This window comes from Paenarthrobacter aurescens, assembly GCF_025421775.1.
Lineage (GTDB): Bacteria > Actinomycetota > Actinomycetes > Actinomycetales > Micrococcaceae > Arthrobacter > Arthrobacter aurescens_B.
This window is the reverse complement of the sequence record NZ_JAOEFX010000003.1, coordinates 284752-303320: the sequence shown is the minus strand read 5'-3', so window position 1 is coordinate 303320 and position 18569 is coordinate 284752. Positions and strand designations below refer to the sequence as shown.

At 63.4% G+C, this 18569-nt stretch carries 18 protein-coding genes; 10 read left to right on the top strand and 8 right to left on the bottom strand.

Annotation, left to right across the window (positions count from 1 at the left end; translation table 11 throughout):
- The first annotated feature begins 3 nt into the window (after positions 1-3).
- Complete coding sequence (locus tag N7568_RS07525) at positions 4-426, top strand: hypothetical protein (protein ID WP_261609271.1); 423 nt, start codon at positions 4-6, stop codon at positions 424-426.
- Positions 427-606: 180 nt separating this feature from the next.
- Here the strand turns inward: N7568_RS07525 and N7568_RS07520 are convergent, their stop codons facing one another.
- The 4 genes from N7568_RS07520 to N7568_RS07505 form a co-directional block, all read right to left on the bottom strand.
- Positions 607-1479 (bottom strand): type IV toxin-antitoxin system AbiEi family antitoxin domain-containing protein, encoded by an 873-nt coding sequence (locus N7568_RS07520; RefSeq protein WP_261609270.1) that lies wholly within the window; start codon positions 1477-1479, stop codon positions 607-609.
- Between the two features lie 585 nt (positions 1480-2064).
- Positions 2065-3168: a polyprenyl synthetase family protein gene (locus N7568_RS07515; protein ID WP_261609269.1), complete on the bottom strand. Its 1104-nt coding sequence runs from the start codon at positions 3166-3168 to the stop codon at positions 2065-2067.
- A 9-nt stretch (positions 3169-3177) separates the two neighbouring features.
- Positions 3178-4521, bottom strand: a complete 1344-nt coding sequence (locus N7568_RS07510) for a geranylgeranyl reductase family protein (protein WP_261609268.1) — start codon at positions 4519-4521, stop codon at positions 3178-3180.
- A gap of 29 nt (positions 4522-4550) precedes the next feature.
- On the bottom strand, positions 4551-5312 hold the full coding sequence (locus N7568_RS07505) for a demethylmenaquinone methyltransferase (RefSeq protein ID WP_090817170.1): 762 nt from the start codon (positions 5310-5312) through the stop codon (positions 4551-4553).
- Between the two features lie 91 nt (positions 5313-5403).
- Here N7568_RS07505 and N7568_RS07500 point away from each other — a divergent pair, with 91 nt between their 5' ends.
- The 4 genes from N7568_RS07500 to N7568_RS07485 all read left to right on the top strand — a co-directional run bounded on the left by N7568_RS07500 (position 5404) and on the right by N7568_RS07485 (position 9407).
- Positions 5404-6759, top strand: coding sequence for an isochorismate synthase (locus N7568_RS07500; protein WP_261609267.1), 1356 nt, complete (start codon positions 5404-5406; stop codon positions 6757-6759).
- Positions 6760-6917: 158 nt separating this feature from the next.
- On the top strand, positions 6918-7715 hold the full coding sequence (locus N7568_RS07495) for an ABC transporter substrate-binding protein (RefSeq protein ID WP_089595936.1): 798 nt from the start codon (positions 6918-6920) through the stop codon (positions 7713-7715).
- A 94-nt stretch (positions 7716-7809) separates the two neighbouring features.
- Positions 7810-8601 carry an amino acid ABC transporter permease gene (locus N7568_RS07490; protein WP_261609266.1) on the top strand — a complete coding sequence of 264 codons (792 nt, stop codon included), beginning with the start codon at positions 7810-7812 and terminating at the stop codon, positions 8599-8601.
- A gap of 11 nt (positions 8602-8612) precedes the next feature.
- On the top strand, positions 8613-9407 hold the full coding sequence (locus N7568_RS07485) for an amino acid ABC transporter ATP-binding protein (protein WP_261609265.1): 795 nt from the start codon (positions 8613-8615) through the stop codon (positions 9405-9407).
- Between the two features lie 76 nt (positions 9408-9483).
- Here the strand turns inward: N7568_RS07485 and menD are convergent, their stop codons facing one another.
- On the bottom strand, positions 9484-11211 hold the full coding sequence (gene menD, locus N7568_RS07480; RefSeq protein ID WP_261609264.1) for a 2-succinyl-5-enolpyruvyl-6-hydroxy-3-cyclohexene-1-carboxylic-acid synthase: 1728 nt from the start codon (positions 11209-11211) through the stop codon (positions 9484-9486).
- A gap of 51 nt (positions 11212-11262) precedes the next feature.
- Positions 11263-11520 carry a metal-sensitive transcriptional regulator gene (locus N7568_RS07475; protein ID WP_231340082.1) on the bottom strand — a complete coding sequence of 86 codons (258 nt, stop codon included), beginning with the start codon at positions 11518-11520 and terminating at the stop codon, positions 11263-11265.
- Positions 11521-11642: 122 nt separating this feature from the next.
- On the opposite strand from N7568_RS07475, the gene N7568_RS07470 reads away from it, so the two are divergent.
- The 5 genes from N7568_RS07470 (at position 11643) to N7568_RS07450 (ending at position 15254) form a co-directional block, all read left to right on the top strand.
- Positions 11643-12254, top strand: a complete 612-nt coding sequence (locus tag N7568_RS07470; protein WP_261609263.1) for a rhodanese-like domain-containing protein — start codon at positions 11643-11645, stop codon at positions 12252-12254.
- Positions 12251-13009 carry a sulfite exporter TauE/SafE family protein gene (locus N7568_RS07465; protein ID WP_261609262.1) on the top strand — a complete coding sequence of 253 codons (759 nt, stop codon included), beginning with the start codon at positions 12251-12253 and terminating at the stop codon, positions 13007-13009. The genes N7568_RS07470 and N7568_RS07465 overlap by 4 nt, the downstream gene beginning before the upstream one ends.
- A gap of 21 nt (positions 13010-13030) precedes the next feature.
- Positions 13031-13372, top strand: a complete 342-nt coding sequence (locus N7568_RS07460; protein WP_261609261.1) for a rhodanese-like domain-containing protein — start codon at positions 13031-13033, stop codon at positions 13370-13372.
- A gap of 31 nt (positions 13373-13403) precedes the next feature.
- A complete protein-coding gene (locus tag N7568_RS07455; protein WP_261609260.1) occupies positions 13404-13700 on the top strand; it encodes a rhodanese-like domain-containing protein in 297 nt (98 codons plus the stop codon).
- 153 nt (positions 13701-13853) lie between these two features.
- Complete coding sequence (locus N7568_RS07450) at positions 13854-15254, top strand: MBL fold metallo-hydrolase (protein WP_261609259.1); 1401 nt, start codon at positions 13854-13856, stop codon at positions 15252-15254.
- 72 nt (positions 15255-15326) lie between these two features.
- On the opposite strand, the gene N7568_RS07445 is transcribed toward N7568_RS07450, so the two are convergent.
- Both N7568_RS07445 and N7568_RS07440 read right to left on the bottom strand, forming a co-directional pair.
- Positions 15327-17414 (bottom strand): PhoX family protein, encoded by a 2088-nt coding sequence (locus N7568_RS07445; RefSeq protein ID WP_261609258.1) that lies wholly within the window; start codon positions 17412-17414, stop codon positions 15327-15329.
- Positions 17415-17492: 78 nt separating this feature from the next.
- The gene (locus N7568_RS07440) at positions 17493-18509 is read right to left on the bottom strand and encodes an o-succinylbenzoate synthase (RefSeq protein WP_261609257.1); all 1017 of its coding nucleotides are present in this window, start codon (positions 18507-18509) and stop codon (positions 17493-17495) included.
- Positions 18510-18569 lie beyond the last annotated feature (60 nt).

Below are 18569 nucleotides of genomic sequence, written 5' to 3'. Positions count from 1 at the left end.
AGCATGACTGACATGTTCCTCGAGAAGTTTCGCGCGCTGGTCCCAAAGTATCTCGAGGATGAATGGCAGGAAGAAGATGGCCTGACGCCCGACGAACTGGACGACGCCCTCTCCGATCACTCCTTCACCATCCCGCTGGTCCTGCGCGAGTTCTACCTCGCGATCGGCGGCTGCGAGGACCTCATGGAGGCCTACCACTACTTCTGGGACCCCGAGGAACTCGAGGTCGACGACGAAGGCTTCCTCATGTTCCTTGAGGACGAGGACGAACAGTTCACCTGGGGCTTCCGCACGGCCGACCTCGGCATCCCGGATCCCATCGTCTGGCGCCGCAACAATGCCCGCGGCCAGTGGAAGAGCGAAGAAGGCACGTTCTCCGAGTTCGTCTTCGACATGTTCGAGTGGGCATTCAACGACGAAGACTAAGTTTCCGCATAAAACAGCCCCTTTCCTGACTTCCTGGTCGGGAAAGGGGCTGTTTTGTTGTGATCCGTGTGCCTCCAGCACCCACTTTGATTTTGAAACTGCTCTGACGCGCCGTTCAGGTGGTGTGTCGCTGGAGCTTGCGGTCAAAGTGGGTGATGGCGGTACATGGGAGACACAAACTCACGACGACGGCGGAACCCACCCAGGTGCGTACCGTGCCGGTGCATAGCGGCCAACTTCCCTGTTGCGCAGGACTGCCTTGACCTCGGCAACCATCCTCTCCGGGTGATGAACGACGTCCGCGTAGTAGTAGCGAAGGCTCAATAGCCCCATCCGCATGGCTGCGTTGTTCCTGTATTGGTCCTTCTTGACCTGTTTCCCCTCAAGGTGTGTGCCGCCGTCGAGTTCAACGATCAGGCATTCGTTAACCAAGCAGTCCACTTCGCCTACTTCCGGGACGTCCGCGTGCATCTGGACCCCAAGTCCAGCCCTGGTGAAGTGGGTGTGCGCCAACACCTCCAACAATGAGTCGGACCTGGGGAGAACCGCATCCAAGGTTGCACGAACCCTGCCGTTCCTGTTGCCCGGAAGCCTTGACTTCAAGAAGTCCGTCGAGAGGAGCGCCAGGCTGACCGCACTCTGCACCAAGACGAGTGCATCCAATTCAGGCAAACATCGGAGCGCGTGGATCAGGACATCGGCCACCCCGGCAACCGGCAGGTACGGATGGTCAGGGTGCTGGCGGGCCCCGTGGTGCGCAACACGGCGCCTCGCCAGGCCGGTGCTGCAGCTCAAATGGAGTTCCTCTACACTCTCAAGAGTCCACAGACCATAGAACCGGGCAGCCGAGATACAGGTAAGTACGCCATCGGCCCGGAAGGCGGCAACGACGTCGGGATCGGCGTCGCCCGAGGTATAGACGCCACGGTGTAAGCGAGCAGCTGTCCCATCACTGACAGCCTTCGCCAGTGCCCGCTGAGTAAAGCCGGCCTTCCTGAGGGTTTCCGTTCTGGCTGCTCCGTGCCGGCTGCGGAGGAATTCGTTGATATCCATGCAGCCATGCTGGGTTCGGCGACGACCCTGCGGCGGCCGGGAAGTTCCCTATGTGGACAACTACGTGTTCCTCCACCACCTGGTTTGCGGGCCTGCAATGTAGCGACACACCCCATGCGCGGCGAGTCCCCCGCTCCGTGATTCAAAGTAGGTGATGGAGGCTCGGCGCTTCGCTGTAAATCGCGCGGCATAGAAGAAAAAATCGTTGACCCAAAAAGTTGCATATGTGACAGGGTTGTCATAAACTTTTCACGGATCCACTAAATGCCTCCGGTGGTTCTGATGCGAACGGAGATTGTGGTCCCGGTTCGGTGCAGCGTATGACTCGTAACGTTGCAGCGAGCCGGGGCCATTCCGTTTTTCCGGAACTTCAAGTTTGGCCGCGTACGGCCACCACCCACTTTGATTCCACCAGCAGCCCAACACACCGTAACCACAGGCGGGTCGCCACGCTCGAACACTCAAAGCAGGTGCTGACGGTACGGGTTTCACGACGACGAAGGGCTTGCATCCGAAATCCGGACAACAAAAAAACAGGCGCCCGGCCTACAAAAGACCGGACGCCTGCGAAAGCAAAGGAAAAAATTAGCTGCTGCGGTCCACCACAGCATGCGCGAAGTTGGTCAGCGACGCCTTCACCACACCCTCGGGCAACGGGGCGAGGGCAGCAACTGCCTCAGCGGACCATTGGCGGGCGATCTTCCACGACTCATTGGTGACGGGGTGCTCGCGCAAGCCGGCTACGGCCTCGGCCAGGGCCGAGTCGGAGGACAGGTCGCCGTCAATCAATTCCAGGAGCGCAGCAGCAGAGGCATCCCCGGCGGCAGCGTCGCGGCGCAGCAGAAGAACGGGCAAGGTAGGAACACCTTCGCGAAGGTCGGTGCCCGGGGACTTACCGGACTTGACCTTCACACCGGTGACATCGATGACGTCGTCGGCAAGCTGGAACGCGACGCCAACCTTCTCGCCGTACTCCACCAACAAGTCCTCGAAAGATTCGTCGGCGCCTGCGAAAATCGCACCGAGCTGGCCGGACGCTGCGACCAACGAGCCGGTCTTGTCGGCGATGACGGAGAGGTAGTGCTCCACGGGGTCTTCGTCTTCGCGCGGTCCCACGGTTTCGTGCAGCTGGCCGAGGCACAGTCGTTCGAATGTCCGGGCTTGGATGCCCAAGGCGCGGGAGCCGAGCTCGGAAACGAGGATGGAGGCACGGGCGAAGATGAGGTCACCGGTGAGGATGGCTACCGAGTTGCCCCACACTTCGTGGGCCGTGGGTGCACCGCGGCGGAAGGGAGCCGAGTCCATCACGTCGTCGTGGTACAGGGTGGCGAGGTGCGTGAGCTCAACAACAACAGCCGCCTGGACTACCTCCGGGCGGGACGCGTCGCCAAGGTGGGCGCACAACAGAGTGAGCAGCGGACGGATGCGCTTGCCGCCGGCTTCCACCAGGTGGCGCGACGTCGCGTCAGCCAGCGGGTCCGAGTTGGAGATGGCTTCGCGGAGCTTCTTCTCCACCCGGGCAAGGTTGGTGGTGATGGCAGGGCCGAGCTCGGCATCGCCTGCAATGGCGGCAAAACCGGCGGGCAGCTGGAGCCCAGTAGCGATCGCGGTGGTGTTGGGAGCAGGCTCAACAGTCTGCGGCAAGCCATGCCCGGCATGCGTCCAGCTGTGTTCGGCAGAGTTCGTCACGGGTTAACCCTAACTAGTTGTTGCGGAAACCGCGGTGTCGGTGCCTGCCGGCGTAAGGGCGCGGGCAGAGGAAGTGTTGGACGTGGCCGGAACCAGCATCTCGAGGACGCGGATCACGCGGTCTTCGAAACCCTTCGCGGCAGGGTCCGTGAGGTTGGCGAGCATGCGGACCACGAAGCGCATCAGCACCGGAATGGGCATGCCCGTGCGCAGTGCGAGTTTCATGACCGCGGGCTTGCCAATCAATGCAGCAAAAGCACGTCCCAGCGTGAAGTGCGATCCCCACTGGTCGCGCACGTAGTCCGCATACCGCGAAAGGTGGGTATCGGCGTCGTGCGTGGTCCAGCCAGCCGAGGCCGAACGCGAGGAGGCGTCCACGATGAACTCTGCCGCGAACCGGGCTGATTCCATCGCATAGGAGATGCCCTCGCCGTTGAACGGAGACACCATTCCACCGGCGTCGCCCAGCAGGAGCAGGCCGGGTGAGTAGTGCGGCGTGCGGTTGAAGCCCATGGGCAGTGCGGCGCCACGGATCTCACCCACCTGGTTCTCAGGCGTAAAGCCCCACTCAGGAGGCATACCGGCCGTCCATTCACGCAGGACCTGTTTGTAGTCGAGCTTGCCGAATTCCTTGGAGGAGTTCAGGATGCCGAGGCCCACGTTGGATGTGCCGTCGCCGACACCAAATACCCAGCCGTAGCCGGGAAGCGGTTTGCCTGACTTGCCGGGAAGTTCCAGCCAGCCTTCCATCCAGTCGTCTTCGTGCCGCGGCGAGGTGAAATAAGTGCGCACGGCGACACCCAGCGGTCGGTCGTCGCGCTTGTGCATACCCAGCGACACGGCGGTTCGCGTCGAGTTTCCGTCGGCGGCGAGTACGACGTCGGCATGGAAGTCGCGCGTTTCGCCCGTCTTGCGTCCGGACTCGTCGAGGATCGAAGCCCGCACACCGATGACGCGGCCGTCCTCGGCCGTCAATGCGGTGGTGACGCTGTGCCGCTCGAGTACCACTGCGCCTGCAGACTGGGCATGCCGTGCCAGGTCCTCGTCGAAACCCAGACGGGTGCGGATCAGGCCGTACGTGGGAAAGTCGGAAACCTCGGGCCAGGGCAGCTCGATGGTGCGGCCGCCGGCAATGAGGCGGAGGCCCTTGTTCCGGCGCCACCCTTCCTCAACTGCGTGAGGCAGGCCGAGCTTCTGGATCTCGCGGACCGCGCGCGGTGTGAGGCCATCGCCACACACCTTTTCACGCGGGAAGGAAGTCTTTTCCAGCACCGTGACATCGATGCCCGCCTGGGCGAGGTAATACGCGGCGGTGGACCCGGCCGGGCCCGCGCCAACAATCAGTACTTTCACGTCGTCCTAAGTCAGCAGGCAGTACGAGGTTAGCCGGCCTGGTGGCGCGGCTTGATCTGGCGGCGAAGCTTGGCCACGGGAACACTTTCGCGGTGCTCGGCGGGCTTCTGCGCACGGTGCACGGCAACGATGCCGCCGCTGAGGTTGCGGTAGGTGATGTCCGTCCAGCCGGCATCGCTGAGCCACTGGGCCAAGTGGTCCTGGTCCGGCCAGGCGCGGATGGACTCAGCGAGGTATACGTAGGCATCCGGGTTGGAGGACACCTTGGTGGCGATGGCCGGGAGTGCGCGCATCAGGTACTCGGTGTAGAGGTTGCGCCACAGCGGAACCACGGGGTGGGAGAACTCGGCGATGACCAGGCGGCCGCCGGGCTTGGTGACGCGCAGCATCTCCTCGAGGGCCTTGCGGGGCTCCACTACGTTGCGGAGTCCGAAGGAGATGGTGGATGCGTCGAAGCTGTTGTCAGCAAACGGCAGGTTGGTGGCGTCACCGGCAATGAAATCGATGTCCGGGCGGCGGCGCTTGCCAACTTTGAGCATGCCCAGCGAGAAGTCGCAGGCCACAACGTCTACGCCCGCATCCGCGTATGGCTCGCTGGAGGTACCCGTTCCGGCGGCGAGGTCCAGGACCTTCTGCCCCACCTTCACGTCCATGGCATCAACAACAATCCGGCGCCAGCGCCGCGTCTGCCCCATGGACAGGACATCATTCACGACGTCGTATTTGGGGGCGACATCGTCAAACATCGTCGCAACTTCGTCCGGACGCTTTTCCAAGGATGCTCGGTTCACCCTGTAATTGTCTCAGACATTCAACCGACTTTGCTGCGCTGTAGAAGTCGGCTCAGATTCTGGTTGCCCGCCGGAGTACTGTTGTTCCATCATGACGAGCACGCTCCGTACCTTGACAGTCCCCCTCGATGTTGAAACGTCCTCCGGGGGGCTGCCGTCGTTTCTGGTGCGGGACGACGTCCTCTGCTGGTCCCGCCGCGAGGCCGGCCTGGTGGGTTACGGAGAGCTGACCCGCTTCAATGCCACAGGCCCGGAGCGTTTCCTGGAAGCCGATATCTGGTGGCGGCACCTTATTCTTGAGGCGGAAATCACGGATCTGGTGGACCTTCCCGGCACCGGCCCGGTAGCTTTTGGCTCCTTTGCCTTCTCCAAAACGTCCCCGCACGTGTCCCGCCTGATCCTCCCCGAGCTGGTGGTTGGCATCCGCGATGGCCGCGCCTGGGCTACCCAGTTGACGTTCGACGACGACCCCCTCACCGAGGCGGGCGTCCTCGCCTCAGTGAACCGCTGGCTGACTGAACCGGAGCCGAACGGCGAGGATTCAACGGCAGGGGGTTCCGGCGTCGTGCCCTCAACTGAGGTTGTTGCCGCGGACGGTTCCGCCGGTCACCTCAGCCACGGTTCCCTCAGCGAGGCCGACTGGATGAAGGCTGTTGCCGATGGTGTGGAGGAAATCCGCGCGGGCAAGTTGGAGAAGCTGGTTTTGGCTCGCGACGTCGTCGCGAACCTTCCGGAGGGCGTCAACGCCGCGGAGGTGCTTCGCCAGCTGGCCGCCCGATACCGTGAGTGCTGGACGTATGGCGTGGACGGACTGGTTGGCGCAACCCCCGAGATGCTCATTCAGGTGGAGGGCCGCACTGCTCAGGCCCGTGTCTTGGCTGGAACCTTGGACCGCCGGGACGCCGACGGCATGGACGGCTCCCCCATGGAATACGCGGAACGGGTACTGGCTGGGTCCGAGAAGCAGCGGCATGAACACGAGATCGCCATTGATTCGTTGACGCGGCAGTTGGCCCCTTTCTCGGAGGCGATGAACTCCCACAGCGAGCCCTTCATTCTTGAGCTGCCGAACGTGTGGCACCTGGCCTCGGACGTGAAGGCGGAGTTGGCGGATATTGAGGGACACGTGCCCACCTGCCTGGCCCTTATTAATGCTCTGCACCCCACGGCGGCAGTGTGCGGAACGCCCACGCTGGTGGCTGGTGCCCTGATCCGTAAACTCGAGCATTTGGACCGCGGCCCGTATGCCGGACCCGTTGGCTGGCTTGACGCCGCCGGCAACGGTGAATGGGGCATCGCGCTCCGCGGCGCGGTCATCGAAGACGCCAACACCGTTCGCCTGTACGCAGGCTGCGGCATAGTGGAGGGCTCGCAGCCGGAGGCCGAACTGGCCGAGACGTGGGCCAAGTTCCGGCCGATGCTTGAGGCGTTGGGCATTCGCCGCTGAATCTGGGATTCCAGACAGAGCCTCTCCGGGAGTGGTTGATAAATGCGTACACTTGTTATCCAATAGTGAAACTTCGTTTCCTGTGATGCACATCTCACGTTCGGCGCTACACTAAAACCGACTCAGTTCAGCATCCACCGCAACAAAAGGTAAACAACATGCAGATCTCCCGTTCGGTTCTGTCCGGCACCAAGATTGCCGCCGTGCTCGCAGCCGGCGCACTGGCCCTCACCGCCTGCGGTGGCTCGTCCACCCCGGCTGCCACGGACGCCTCCGGCCTCAAGCTCATCAACGCCGGCAAGCTCACGGTGTGCTCGGACGTTCCTTACGAGCCCTTCGAGTTCCAGAAGGACGGCAAGATCGTCGGCTTCGACATGGACATCGCCGCCGAGCTCGCCAAGGACGTCAAAGCCGAACTCAACGTGGTGGACAGCTCCTTCGAAGCAATCGAGACCGGCACCGCCCTGACCGGCTGCGACGTGTCCATCTCCTCGATCTCCATCACCGACGTCCGCAAGAGCGTCATGGACTTCTCCACCCCTTACCTGGATGACGACCTGACGCTCGTGGCCACCTCGTCCTCCGGCATCAGCAACATCGACGGCGCCAAGGGCAAGAAGGTCGGCGTCCAGCAGGCCACCACCGGCGCCCAGTACGCCAAGGACAAGGGAATCGACGCCCAGCAGTTCGAGGACTCCGGCCTCCTGGTCCAGGCTCTCAAGGCCGGCACCATCGACGCCGCAATCGGCAACCAGTCCGTCCTGGGCTACGCCATCAAGGACGACTCCAACCTCAAGCGCGTTGAAGACTACGCAACGGGCGAGAAGCTGGGTATCTCCATCAAGAAGGGCAACACTGCCATGACGGATGCCGTGAACGCCACCCTGAAGCGCATCACCGACGACGGCTCCCTCAAGAAGTTCGAGACCACCTGGTTCGGCGAAGCCACCAAGTAGTCCGAGCCCCGGCTCCCCCAGATCCACGCAGGCGGGCCCCGAAACGACACGTTGTTTCGGGGCCCCACCTGCGCAACATGAATGTGAGAACCCCATGGCAATGACTGCACGTCAACGAGCCAAAGTCAGTCTGTACGTCCAGGCCGGAATTTTCGTCGTGGCCGTGGCCGCAGTGATCCTCGCTGTGGACTGGAAGACAATTGGCACCAGCGTCTTCAACTTCTCCAAAATCGGGCCGATGTTCCCGGACATCTTCCTGGTGGGCCTCAAGAACACCCTGATTTACACGTTCCTCGGCTTCGTGGTGGGCTTGTCCGGAGGCCTTCTGCTGGCCCTCATGAAACTCTCCACCTTCCCGCTGTACCGCTGGCTCGCAACGGGATATATCGAGTTCTTCCGGGGTGTTCCCGCACTGCTGGTCTTCATCGCCTTCGGCTACGGCGTTCCACTGGCCTTCGGTATCCAATGGGACGTGAACATCATCGTGATGGTCTCGCTGGGTATGGTCGCAGCCGCGTACATCGCTGAAACCCTTCGTGCAGGCCTCCAGGCCGTGCCCAAAGGCCAAATGGAAGCAGCCCGTTCGCTGGGCATGCCCCAGTGGCGGGCCATGGTTTCGATCGTCATCCCGCAGGCTTTCAAGATCGTCCTGCCGCCGCTCACCAACGAGATCATCCTGCTCACCAAGGACTCCTCGCTGATCTACGTCCTGGGCCTCACCGCGTCCCAGTACGAGCTCACCAAGTTCGGGCGCGACGGCATCTCCAGCCTCGGAGCCGGCCTGACGCCGCTGCTCGTGGCCGGCGCCTTCTACCTGGTCATCACCATCCCCTTGAGCCTCCTGGCACGGAAGTTCGAAAGCCGCTCCGCGCGGACGAAGCGATAGGCAGGACAGTCATGAATAACTCCACTGGGAGCACGTCCGGCGTTCGCGCTGCGGGCGTCGACATCAAGGACCTTCGCAAGTCCTATGGCAGCAACGAGGTCCTCAAAGGTATCTCCCTGACCGTTGAACCTGGTCAGGTGGTTTGCCTGATCGGGCCCTCGGGTTCCGGCAAGTCCACCCTCCTGCGTTGCGTCAACCTGCTCGAGCAGCCCAACGCCGGCACCATCAACGTGGGCAAGTTCGAGGCCACCGACCCCGACGTAGACCTCAACAAGATGCGCCAAAGCGTTGGCATGGTGTTCCAGCACTTCAACCTGTTCCCACACCTCAGCGTCCTGGACAACTGCACCATCTCGCAGACGAAGGTCCTCAAGCGCTCCAAGTCCGAGGCAGCCGAAGTGGCGCGCCACAACCTCGAGCGCGTTGGCCTGGGACACCTCGCCGACCGGTTCCCGGACCAGCTCTCGGGTGGCCAGCAGCAGCGCGTGGCCATCGCACGTGCCCTGTCCATGGACCCGCAGCTCATGCTCTTCGACGAGCCCACGTCAGCTTTGGACCCTGAGACCGTAGGCGACGTCCTTGCCGTCATGCGCAAGCTGGCCCAGGAAGGCATGACCATGCTGGTGGTTACCCACGAGATGGGCTTCGCCCGTGAAGTCGCCGACCGCGTGGTCTTCATGGATGCCGGGGTCGTGGTCGAAGAAGGGCCAGCGGAAAACGTCATCAGCGCCCCAAGCCAGCCTCGCACCAAGGAATTCCTGCGCCGCGTTCTGGATCCCACGCACATTGGTGTGGAGGAGAACTAACGCCGCACATATTCGCTGGCGCCACAGAAACGGGAGGGCGACACCCCTGGTTGGGTGTCGCCCGCCCGTTTGCAAGTCACCCGCCCCCCACGGGGTTGCCCGCCCGGGGGGCCGGGCGCCCGGCGGGGGGGATGGGGTCCGTGTGACGAGCATGGAGTACCCGCAGGCCTGCCCGGTCGACACGCACCTCCACAATGGTGCGCCCCTTGAGCGGCGCCTTGAGCGCTGAGGCAAGTTCCGCCGTCGTACTTACCGCTTGATGTCCGACGCCGTACGCGGCCGCGAGTGCCGCAATGTCCACTGAGTGCGGGGTACCGAAGAGGCGTTCGACGGCGGTGCCGTAGGCGCCTGAGTCCTCGACGGCGCCGTGCTCGAGCAGGCTGAAGATGGCACCGCCGGCGTCGTTGAGCACTACGATGCGCAGGTCCGGCACAGGTTCACCGTGGCCGAGAAGCAACCCCCCAGCGTCGTGGAGGAAGGTGACATCGCCCAGGAGAACCGTGGTTTCGCGTCCGCTGCCCAGGGCGATGCCGGTGGCTGTAGCGATGGTGCCGTCGATGCCGGCGAGGCCACGGTTGGCGTAAACACTGGCAATCGGTTCGGTGTGGGGTGGTCCGGCGAGGTCGACGTCGCGGATGCCGTTGGAGGACCCAAGCACCAGCTGACCGCGGGAGTGTTCCCAAACGGTTGCACCAACGGACGGACCGTTGGCGAGCGTCTCCCCCGCGAGTACTTCATCAAGGCTGTGTTGGGCTGCTGCGCCTGCGAGGAGCCAGGAATCGAGCCATTCAGCGGAACCGCGGCCGGCGAAACCGGCCAGTTCGGGGAGGGTTTCGATGGGTGTTTCGCGGCGTCGGCCCGTCTCATACCAAGCGACTGGAACAGGCTCATAAATCGCAGAATCCACGGACTCGCGGGCCAGCAAGGATGCCACGGGACGGGACAGGGTAGCCCGGCCAAACAGGACCACCCTTTCGATCGGAGATGGCGAGCCCGGCCCGAAGTGCTCCAGCAACAATCGATATGGACCAACGGCGTTAGGCCCGAAACGTGCGTTGGAGGACGGTTCCGCGAGCAACGGAAGGCCGTGGGCTCGCGCAAATGCTTCAGCCACGGGGCCTGCGTCGTGGCCTGCGAGGACCACGGTGCGTCGCTCGGCGAGTTCGCTGGATGCTGCCGGGAGATCCAAAACCTGGGGGCCGGCGTCGTAATGGAACACTCCGTGTCCTGTGGTCTCGGGCAGGGCGTCGCCGGCCGCGGGAACCAGCGGATCGCGGAACGCGAGGTTCACTTGGACAGGGCCCGGCGGGGTGTCTTCGAGGGCGCCGGTTGCTGCGTACAACGCGGTGGCAACAGCCTTTTGTGGATGGTCACCGGCGGGAACGTCGACGGCGAATCGTACGTGGTCGCCGAAGAGGTCCAGTTGGATGGTTGTCTGGTTGGCCCCGGTTCCGTGGAGTTCCTCCGGCCGGTCCGCGGAAATGACCACCAAAGGCACGGCTGAGTGGTTGGCCTCCATGACGGACGGAAGAAGGTTGCCAACCGCCGTGCCTGAAGTGGTTACCACAGCCACCGGCGCCTCGGTGGAAAGTGCCAGGCCCAGGGCTGTGAACCCCGCATCGCGTTCGTCAATGCGGACGTGCAGCCGGACGCGGCCCGCAGCTTCCGCTTCCGCGAGGGCGTAGGCCATGGGTGCGGAGCGCGAACCCGGCGCCACCACCACGTGCCGCACACCGCCGTCGAGCAGTGCCGTAACGGCGATCCGGGCGGCACCGATGGATGTCAGAGAGTCCTGGGAAGTCACCGTTCCAGTCTATTGGCGCAGGCGAACCCTCAACGCTCTCTCACATCCCAATCAGGCGAGCGAGAGGAAGAGCTTTTCCAGTTCTTTGCGGTCCATCGTTTCGTCTTTTTGCGTGATGCACTGCTCAAGGCCAGTGGCGATGATGGCGAACCCGGCGCGATCGAGAGCTTTCGACACCGCGGCAAGCTGGGTGACCACATCCTTGCAGTCCCGCCCCTCTTCAAGCATTCGCGTGACGGCCGCGAGCTGGCCTTGGGCGCGCTTGAGCCGGTTGATAACGGGTGTGAGTTCTGCCGGGTTGAGTTCCATGAGCTTCTCCAAGGTGTCGGGAATCTCCCACTACTATATACCCCCTGGGGTGTTTGACTACCCCCGGGGGTATCTGGAATACTCGGCGGGGTATCCGCTACTGCCTATTTGAGAGGCTTTCCATGACGTCCCCCACCAAGGCATCCGCCATCACCACGCTCGCCCCGGAAACGCTGCACAACTGGATTGCAGAACACCGCGATCTGATAGTGATCGATGTGCGCTCAGCTGCCGAGTTCGAATCCATGCACATCCGCGGGTCCTATAACGTGCCCCTGCCTTTGCTTTCGGAACATACCGATGAACTGGCTGCCAGACTGGGCTCCCGAGTGGTTCTGGTGTGCCAGTCAGGCGCACGCGCCGAGCAGGCCCGTCAGCGGCTTGGCGCGTCTGGCATTGAAGGTGCGCACGTTCTGACCGGAGGGGTCCCCGGGTTCGTCGCCGCCGGTGGCGACGTTGTGAGGGGCAAGGACCGCTGGGACCTGGAGCGCCAGGTCCGACTCGCTGCCGGCTCCTTGGTGGTGCTGGGCATGGTGGGCGGTAAGTTCATCTCACCCAAAATCCGCGTGCTAACCGGGGCCATCGGCGTGGGGCTGACGTTCTCGGCCGCCACCGACACCTGTGCAATGGGGAAAGCCCTCTCAGCCATGCCGTGGAACAAGGCCACCAAGGAGCCCACCCGCGAAAGCGCCATCCTCCAGCTTCCGGCACCAGAAGCGGGCATCGCGGCATGATCCCAGCCCTGGGCCTGGGACTCATTGTCGGGATTGTCCTGGGAGTGGTGGGTGGCGGTGGGTCAATCATCGCCGTCCCCGCCCTTGTCTACGGGGTGGGCATGAGTCCTGCCCAGGCCATCCCGACGTCCCTGCTGGTGGTAGGAGTATCGTCCTTGGCGGCACTGCTTCCGAGGCTCCGGGACGGCCTGAACTGGCCGGTCGTCGCGTTGATCGGTCTTGCGGGCATCCCGGCAGCCTGGGGCGGTGCAACCGTGGGCCGACTGCTGGATCCAAACATCCTGATGCTGGCATTTGCCGTGATCATGGTGGTCGCAGGGATCCGAATGCTCGCCAAGCCCCGTGAGTCCGATGGGTCCTGCAGCACGGGCCCCAACAGGGCCTTCCGATCCTGCGCCCCAAAGGCAGTGGGGGTAGGGCTGCTGGTGGGATTTCTGACCGGACTGCTGGGGGTTGGCGGCGGCTTCTTCATCACCCCCGCTTTGACAATCCTTCTGGGCCTGCGCCTGAAGCAGGCTGTCGGAACGTCCTTGGCCATCATCGTGATCAACTCCGCTGCAGGCTTCAGCGCGCACGCTGCCGGGTACACCATCGACTGGGCAACCACACTGGCATTCGCCGTCCCAGCCATCCTGGGTTCGCTGGTCGCCGCCCGGCTTGCCCGCCGCCTGAAGGACAAGTACGTCCGCATCTCGTTCGCAGTACTCATCTTCGCCGTCGCGGCGTGGGTGACCACCGGGACCGTAACTGCCTAACCAAGGAAGAAGGAAAACACCATGGGACTCATGGATACCGTCAGAAAGGCCTTCGGTAAGCCCTATAAAACCATCGACGTCGCCAGGGCCAAGGAACTCCTGGGCTCCGGTGCCACACTGATCGATGTCCGATCAGCGCAGGAGTGGCGAACCGGCCGCGCCCCGCAGGCCAAGCATGTTCCTTTGGACCGACTGCAGACCAGCACCTCCGGCATCCAAAAATCCCGGCCCGTCATCGCCGTGTGCGCTTCAGGGGTACGGTCCGCTTCGGCGGCCCGACTGCTAGCCGCGAACGGCTATGACGCTTACTCGCTACGCGGCGGCATGGCAGCCTGGCGTCGCGCCGGCGAACCTGTCCGTTAACAACTGTCACTATTTTTGGAAGGAGAATCCAATGGCCGAAATCACTGTCACCGAAACAGAGCAGCGGCGCTCCACCGTCCGCATCCTCGACGTCCGCGAGGACTTCGAGGTCGCCGAAGGCATGATTCCCGGAGCCCTCCACATTCCCATGGGTCAGTTGCAGGCACGCCTGTCCGAACTGGACCACAAAGTCCCGGTCATTGCCGTCTGTCGAAGCGGCAACCGTTCAGCCCGCGTAGCTGACGCCCTCAATGGCGCCGGCTTTTCAGCGGACACGATGGCCGGGGGCATGATCGCCTGGATCCGGGCCGGTCTTCCCACCACCTGAACGTAAACGCGGCAGAGCGGCACCCTGACATCACTTTAACCAAAGTGGACACCGCACGTACGCACCAAAACTGCTGGCCGAACTCCCTTTGGAATATACCCCCACGGGTATTCGTTCCAGCTATGTCATTTACTCCACGAAGGAGAGCACACCATGCTTATCGAGCGCATTTATGATGAAGACCTCGCCCACGCCAGCTACCTGATCGGCTGCCAAGCCAAGGGAGAAGCCATTGTTGTCGATGGCCGGCGCGACATCGCCGTCTATCAGGATCTCGCCGCGAAGAACGGCATGAAGATCGTGGCCGTGACCGAGACACATATCCATGCCGACTACCTTTCCGGCACACGTGAACTTGCCGCCGCCACCGGAGCAAAAATATACGTTTCCGGCGAGGGCGGCCCCGAATGGCAGTACGAATTCGACGGCGAGCGGTTGTATGAGGGTGACAAGATCGCCTTGGGCAACATCAGCATCCAAGCAGTGCATACCCCGGGCCACACTCCTGAACACCTTTCCTTCCTGGTCACCGACGGCGCGTTCAGCGACCAGCCGGGCTACTTGCTCTCCGGGGACTTCGTTTTCTCCGGCGACTTGGGGCGACCGGACTTGCTCGATGAGGCAGCGGGCGGAATTGACACCCGTTTCGAGGGCGCCAGGCAACTCTTTGCCAGCCTCCGGGACAAATTCCTTACCCTTCCCGACTACGTGCAGGTCCACCCTGCCCACGGTGCCGGCAGCGCCTGCGGCAAAGCCCTCGGGGCCATCCCCTCCTCAACCGTGGGCTATGAACGCTTGTACGCCTGGTGGGGACCCTACCTGGCAGCGAACGACGAGCAGGGATTCGTTGACGAACTTCTGGACGGGCAACCCGACGCCCATGCTTACTTCGGACGGATGAAGCGGGAAAACCGTGAAGGACCCGCAGTCTTGGGCACACGCCTGCCCCTTCAGGAGCTGGACGCCGCAAAGGTGTCCCAGGACCTGGCGTTGGACAAGGTCACGTTCATCGACACCCGCCCGCACACTGAGGTCCACCACGGCACGGTAATCCGGTCGCTCAACGTTCCCGCGGGCAAGTCGGTAGCCAGTTACGGAGCTTGGGTGATCAATCCGGAAACGGACAAAAACCCGCTGGTTCTCTTGGCACCGGACCAGGGCGCTGCCCAGGACATGTGGGATCACTTGGTACGTGTCGGCATCGACAACATCGCCGGATTCCTCACCAGCATCGACCGTCTGCCAACGTTCACACCGAAGCTCATCCAGCCGGAGGAACTCGACGGCTTCAACGCTGCCATGGTCCTGGATGTCCGCAACAAGACAGAGCACAATTCCGGCCATATCCCTGGTTCCCACCAGCTCAGCGGTGGCCGCGTCATGTGGCATCTTGACGAACTACCCGCCGAAGGCACCATCGTGAGCTATTGCCAGTCCGGCGTTCGGAACTCAGTCGCGGCCAGCGCCCTTCGCCGGGCCGGATACGACGTCGTCGAACTCGACGGCAGCTACGCAGCATGGTTCGCCCAACAGAATTCGCTGGCACCGGCTTAAGGCCACCAAGGCCCTCCCGCCCGTCAGTTACGGCGGGTGAGAGGGCCTTCGTTCAACGATCAGGGGCAGGCGTTACTTGCGGAAGACCTGCACAACCGAGGGGCGGGGAGCCCGCGCCGCACCCGCAGCGGGCGTAGCTCCGGCCGGCACGTAGTCCGGGAAGAAGGAGTTCTGCGCCGCGAACGAGCCATCTTCTCCGGGGTGCTGGACGGCGACGAACACCGTGCGCTCATCGTCGTGGATGATCGGACCACAGGTTTCAGCGTCGCGGGGAACAGCAAGGAACTGCTCAACCTTGCCGCGCTCCGGTCCTTCGAGGGTGACCTTGAACAGGCCGTCGGCGTAACCAATGGTGCCGGGGGCGCCGTCGGTGGAGATCCAGAGGTTGCCCACGGAGTCGAAGGCTACGTTGTCCGGGCAGGAGATCGGCGAGACTTTATCGGCAGGGAAGCCGGAGAAGTACGTGGAGGTGTTCTTGGCGGGGTCACCGGCCACCAGCAGGAGGTTCCAGTTGAACTTGGTGCCTGTCTGCTCGCGGCCTTCGGTGATTTCCACGACGTGCCCATCACGGTTGAGGGTGCGCGGGTTGACCTCGGTAGCGCCTTCCTTGCCCGGCTTGCCGCGGTCCGTGTTGTTGGTGCAGGCCACGTAGACCTTGCCGGTGCGCGGGTTGGGCTCAACATCTTCGCAGCGGTCCATCTTGGTAGGCCCAACCTTGTCGGCGGCCAGGCGGGTGTAGACCAGGACCTCCGGGACGGTCATGCCGGCGACTGCGGAGGTGCCGTTGACTACCAGAGGCAGCCATTCGCCGGTGCCGTCGAAGGCGCCGTCGGCAGGAAGCTTGCCGGTGCCGTCGATGTCGGCAGGCGAATCGCCCGTGAACTTGGCAACGTAGAGGTCACCTTCGGAGAGCAGGTTCATATTGTTCTTGCGGGCCTCGCGGGAGTCCCCGGCCTGGTACTTGCCCTTGGAGACGAACTTGTAGAGGTAGTCGAAGCGCTCGTCGTCGCCCATGTACGCCACGACCTTGCCGGACGGGGCAACAATGACGTTGGCGCCTTCGTGCTTGAATCGGCCCATGGCGGAGTGCTTCTTGGGAGTCGAAGTGGGGTCGAACGGATCGACTTCCACGATCCAGCCGAAGCGGTTGGTCTCGTTGGCGTAGCCCGGGTTGCGGGTGTCGAAGCGCGGCTCGTCGAGTTCCCACTGGCGGGTGGTCGGCTTCGCCGAAATTCCATAGCGCTTGTCGCCATCGCTGGTACCCGGGGCAGCGAAGTAGCCGTTGAAGTTCTCTTCGCCGGAGAGGATGGTTCCCCAAGGGGTGGTTCCACCGGCGCAGTTGCCCAGCGTGCCCTTGATCCAGCGGCCTGCCGGGTCATCGATCGTCTTGACCAGGTTGGTACCTGCTGCGGCGCCCGTCAGTTCGTAGACAGTGTCCGTGAGGAAGCGACGGTTCAGGGGCGCTCCCTGGACGTAGTTCCACGGCTTGTTCTTGTTCTTGCGCTCGAGCTCCACCACGGCGAGGCCATGCCCGGCACGGCCGATGGCACGTGCCTCTGCGGGGTCGAAGCCTTCGGGCAGCATGATGTTCTCGTTGGTGTACTCGTGGTTGCTGAAGAGTACGGCACGGCGATCCTTGGAACCCGGGATGGGCAGGATGTCCGTGTAGTCGTTGTTGTACCCGAACTGGCGCGCCTGGGCTGCGGCAGTCTGCGCGTTGAGGTCAAAGGCAGGCGAGTCGGCAAAGAGGGGGTCGCCCCAGCGGATGACCGGCTTCCAGTCGAAGCCCTCGGGCACGGTGAATGCATCCACCGCTGCGTCTACCGGCTTGATGGCGGTGAACTTGAGCTTGGACTTGCCGAAGCCCTTCCTGGCGGCATCGGAGAGCCCGTTTCCCGGGTCGGCCACTGCGGTGTCGCCACCGGTCACAGCACCACCAAGCACGATGGCGAGCGCTCCTGCGGCCCCGAGGCCCAGGGCGGCACGGCGGGACATGGCTGTTGAAGCGATGTCGCGGAAGTAGCCGTTGGCGCTGGTGTTGCAGACATCGCCAGAGCAGGCGTTGTCGCACTTCAAAGCACAAGTAACCGCGCTGCGCTTGCCCTTGGTGTGGCCGAGCATGGGGAGCAGCGGAAACGTGCGTCCGGTGGTTTCAGACATGGGGGGAAGACCTTCCAGAGGTGTACGAGGTTCCCGCTGAGCTTTTCAGCGGAAACCGAATCTGAGAGGTCTCTCCGGTTAAGAAACGGTGAACAAAGGATGCTGCTTTCCCGCCAGGACTGCATGCACCCTTCGAAGCCGTTCCAGCCACCAGTCCCTGCGTTCCGCCGAGGCCGCATACTCCTCAAGCAGCCCGGGATCGGCCACAGCATCGCGGACCTGGATGGCGCCGTCGTCGGCCACCAAGGGGTCCAGCGTAATGTCCGAGGCAAACAGCGAAACGGTGCCAAGTCCGCAAGCGTAGGGCAGCGAGGGCAGCGCAGCTGCGAGCGCGAGTCCGGCGCGGATGCCCACGGAGGTATCCAGCGCAGAACTGACGACGGCGGGCAGCCCGGCTTGGTGCACGATGTCCAATGCCCGCCGGACTCCCCCGAGTGGCGCGACCTTGACCACGATGAGATCTGCGGCGCCGGCCCTGGCCACGCGAAGGGGATCCTCTTCCTTGCGTACGCTCTCGTCGGCGGCGATGAGGACAGGTGTCCCCGCGGCAGCGAGCCGACGGCGGACCTCGGCCAAGCCGTCGATGGTGGGGACGGGTTGTTCGGCGTACTCAAGCCCAACAGCGGACAGCTTGCCCAGGGCTTCCACTGCCTGATGAACGTCCCATCCCCCATTGGCATCTACCCGGATGGCGGCGTCGGGGAGGGTCGAACGCACCGCTTCTACCCTGGCAACGTCGTCCGCCAGCTCCTGACCGTGCTCGGCAACTTTGACCTTGACTGCATCTACCCGGCCAAAGCGGGCAAGGATCTCGGGAACCCGTTCTGCAGGGACCGCAGGTACGGTCGCATTGACCGGGACCGCATCCCGCAGTGGCGCCGGGAAACCCATCCAGCCCGCTTCCAAGGCCGCTGCCAACCAACGGGAGGATTCGTCGTCGTCGTATTCCGGAAAGGGGCAGAATTCACCCCATCCGAGTGGCCCGCGCAGAAGGAGTGTCTCGCGCTCCATGATGCCGCGGAACTTCACGCGCATCGGCAGCGAGACTACGTGGGCGGATTCGAGGAGTTCCTCGAGTGAGGGAAGAGCAGGCATATTGCCACTGTACCGGCGGCCCCACGCATCAAGAGAAGGCGACTTGGGCTATGTGGAAAC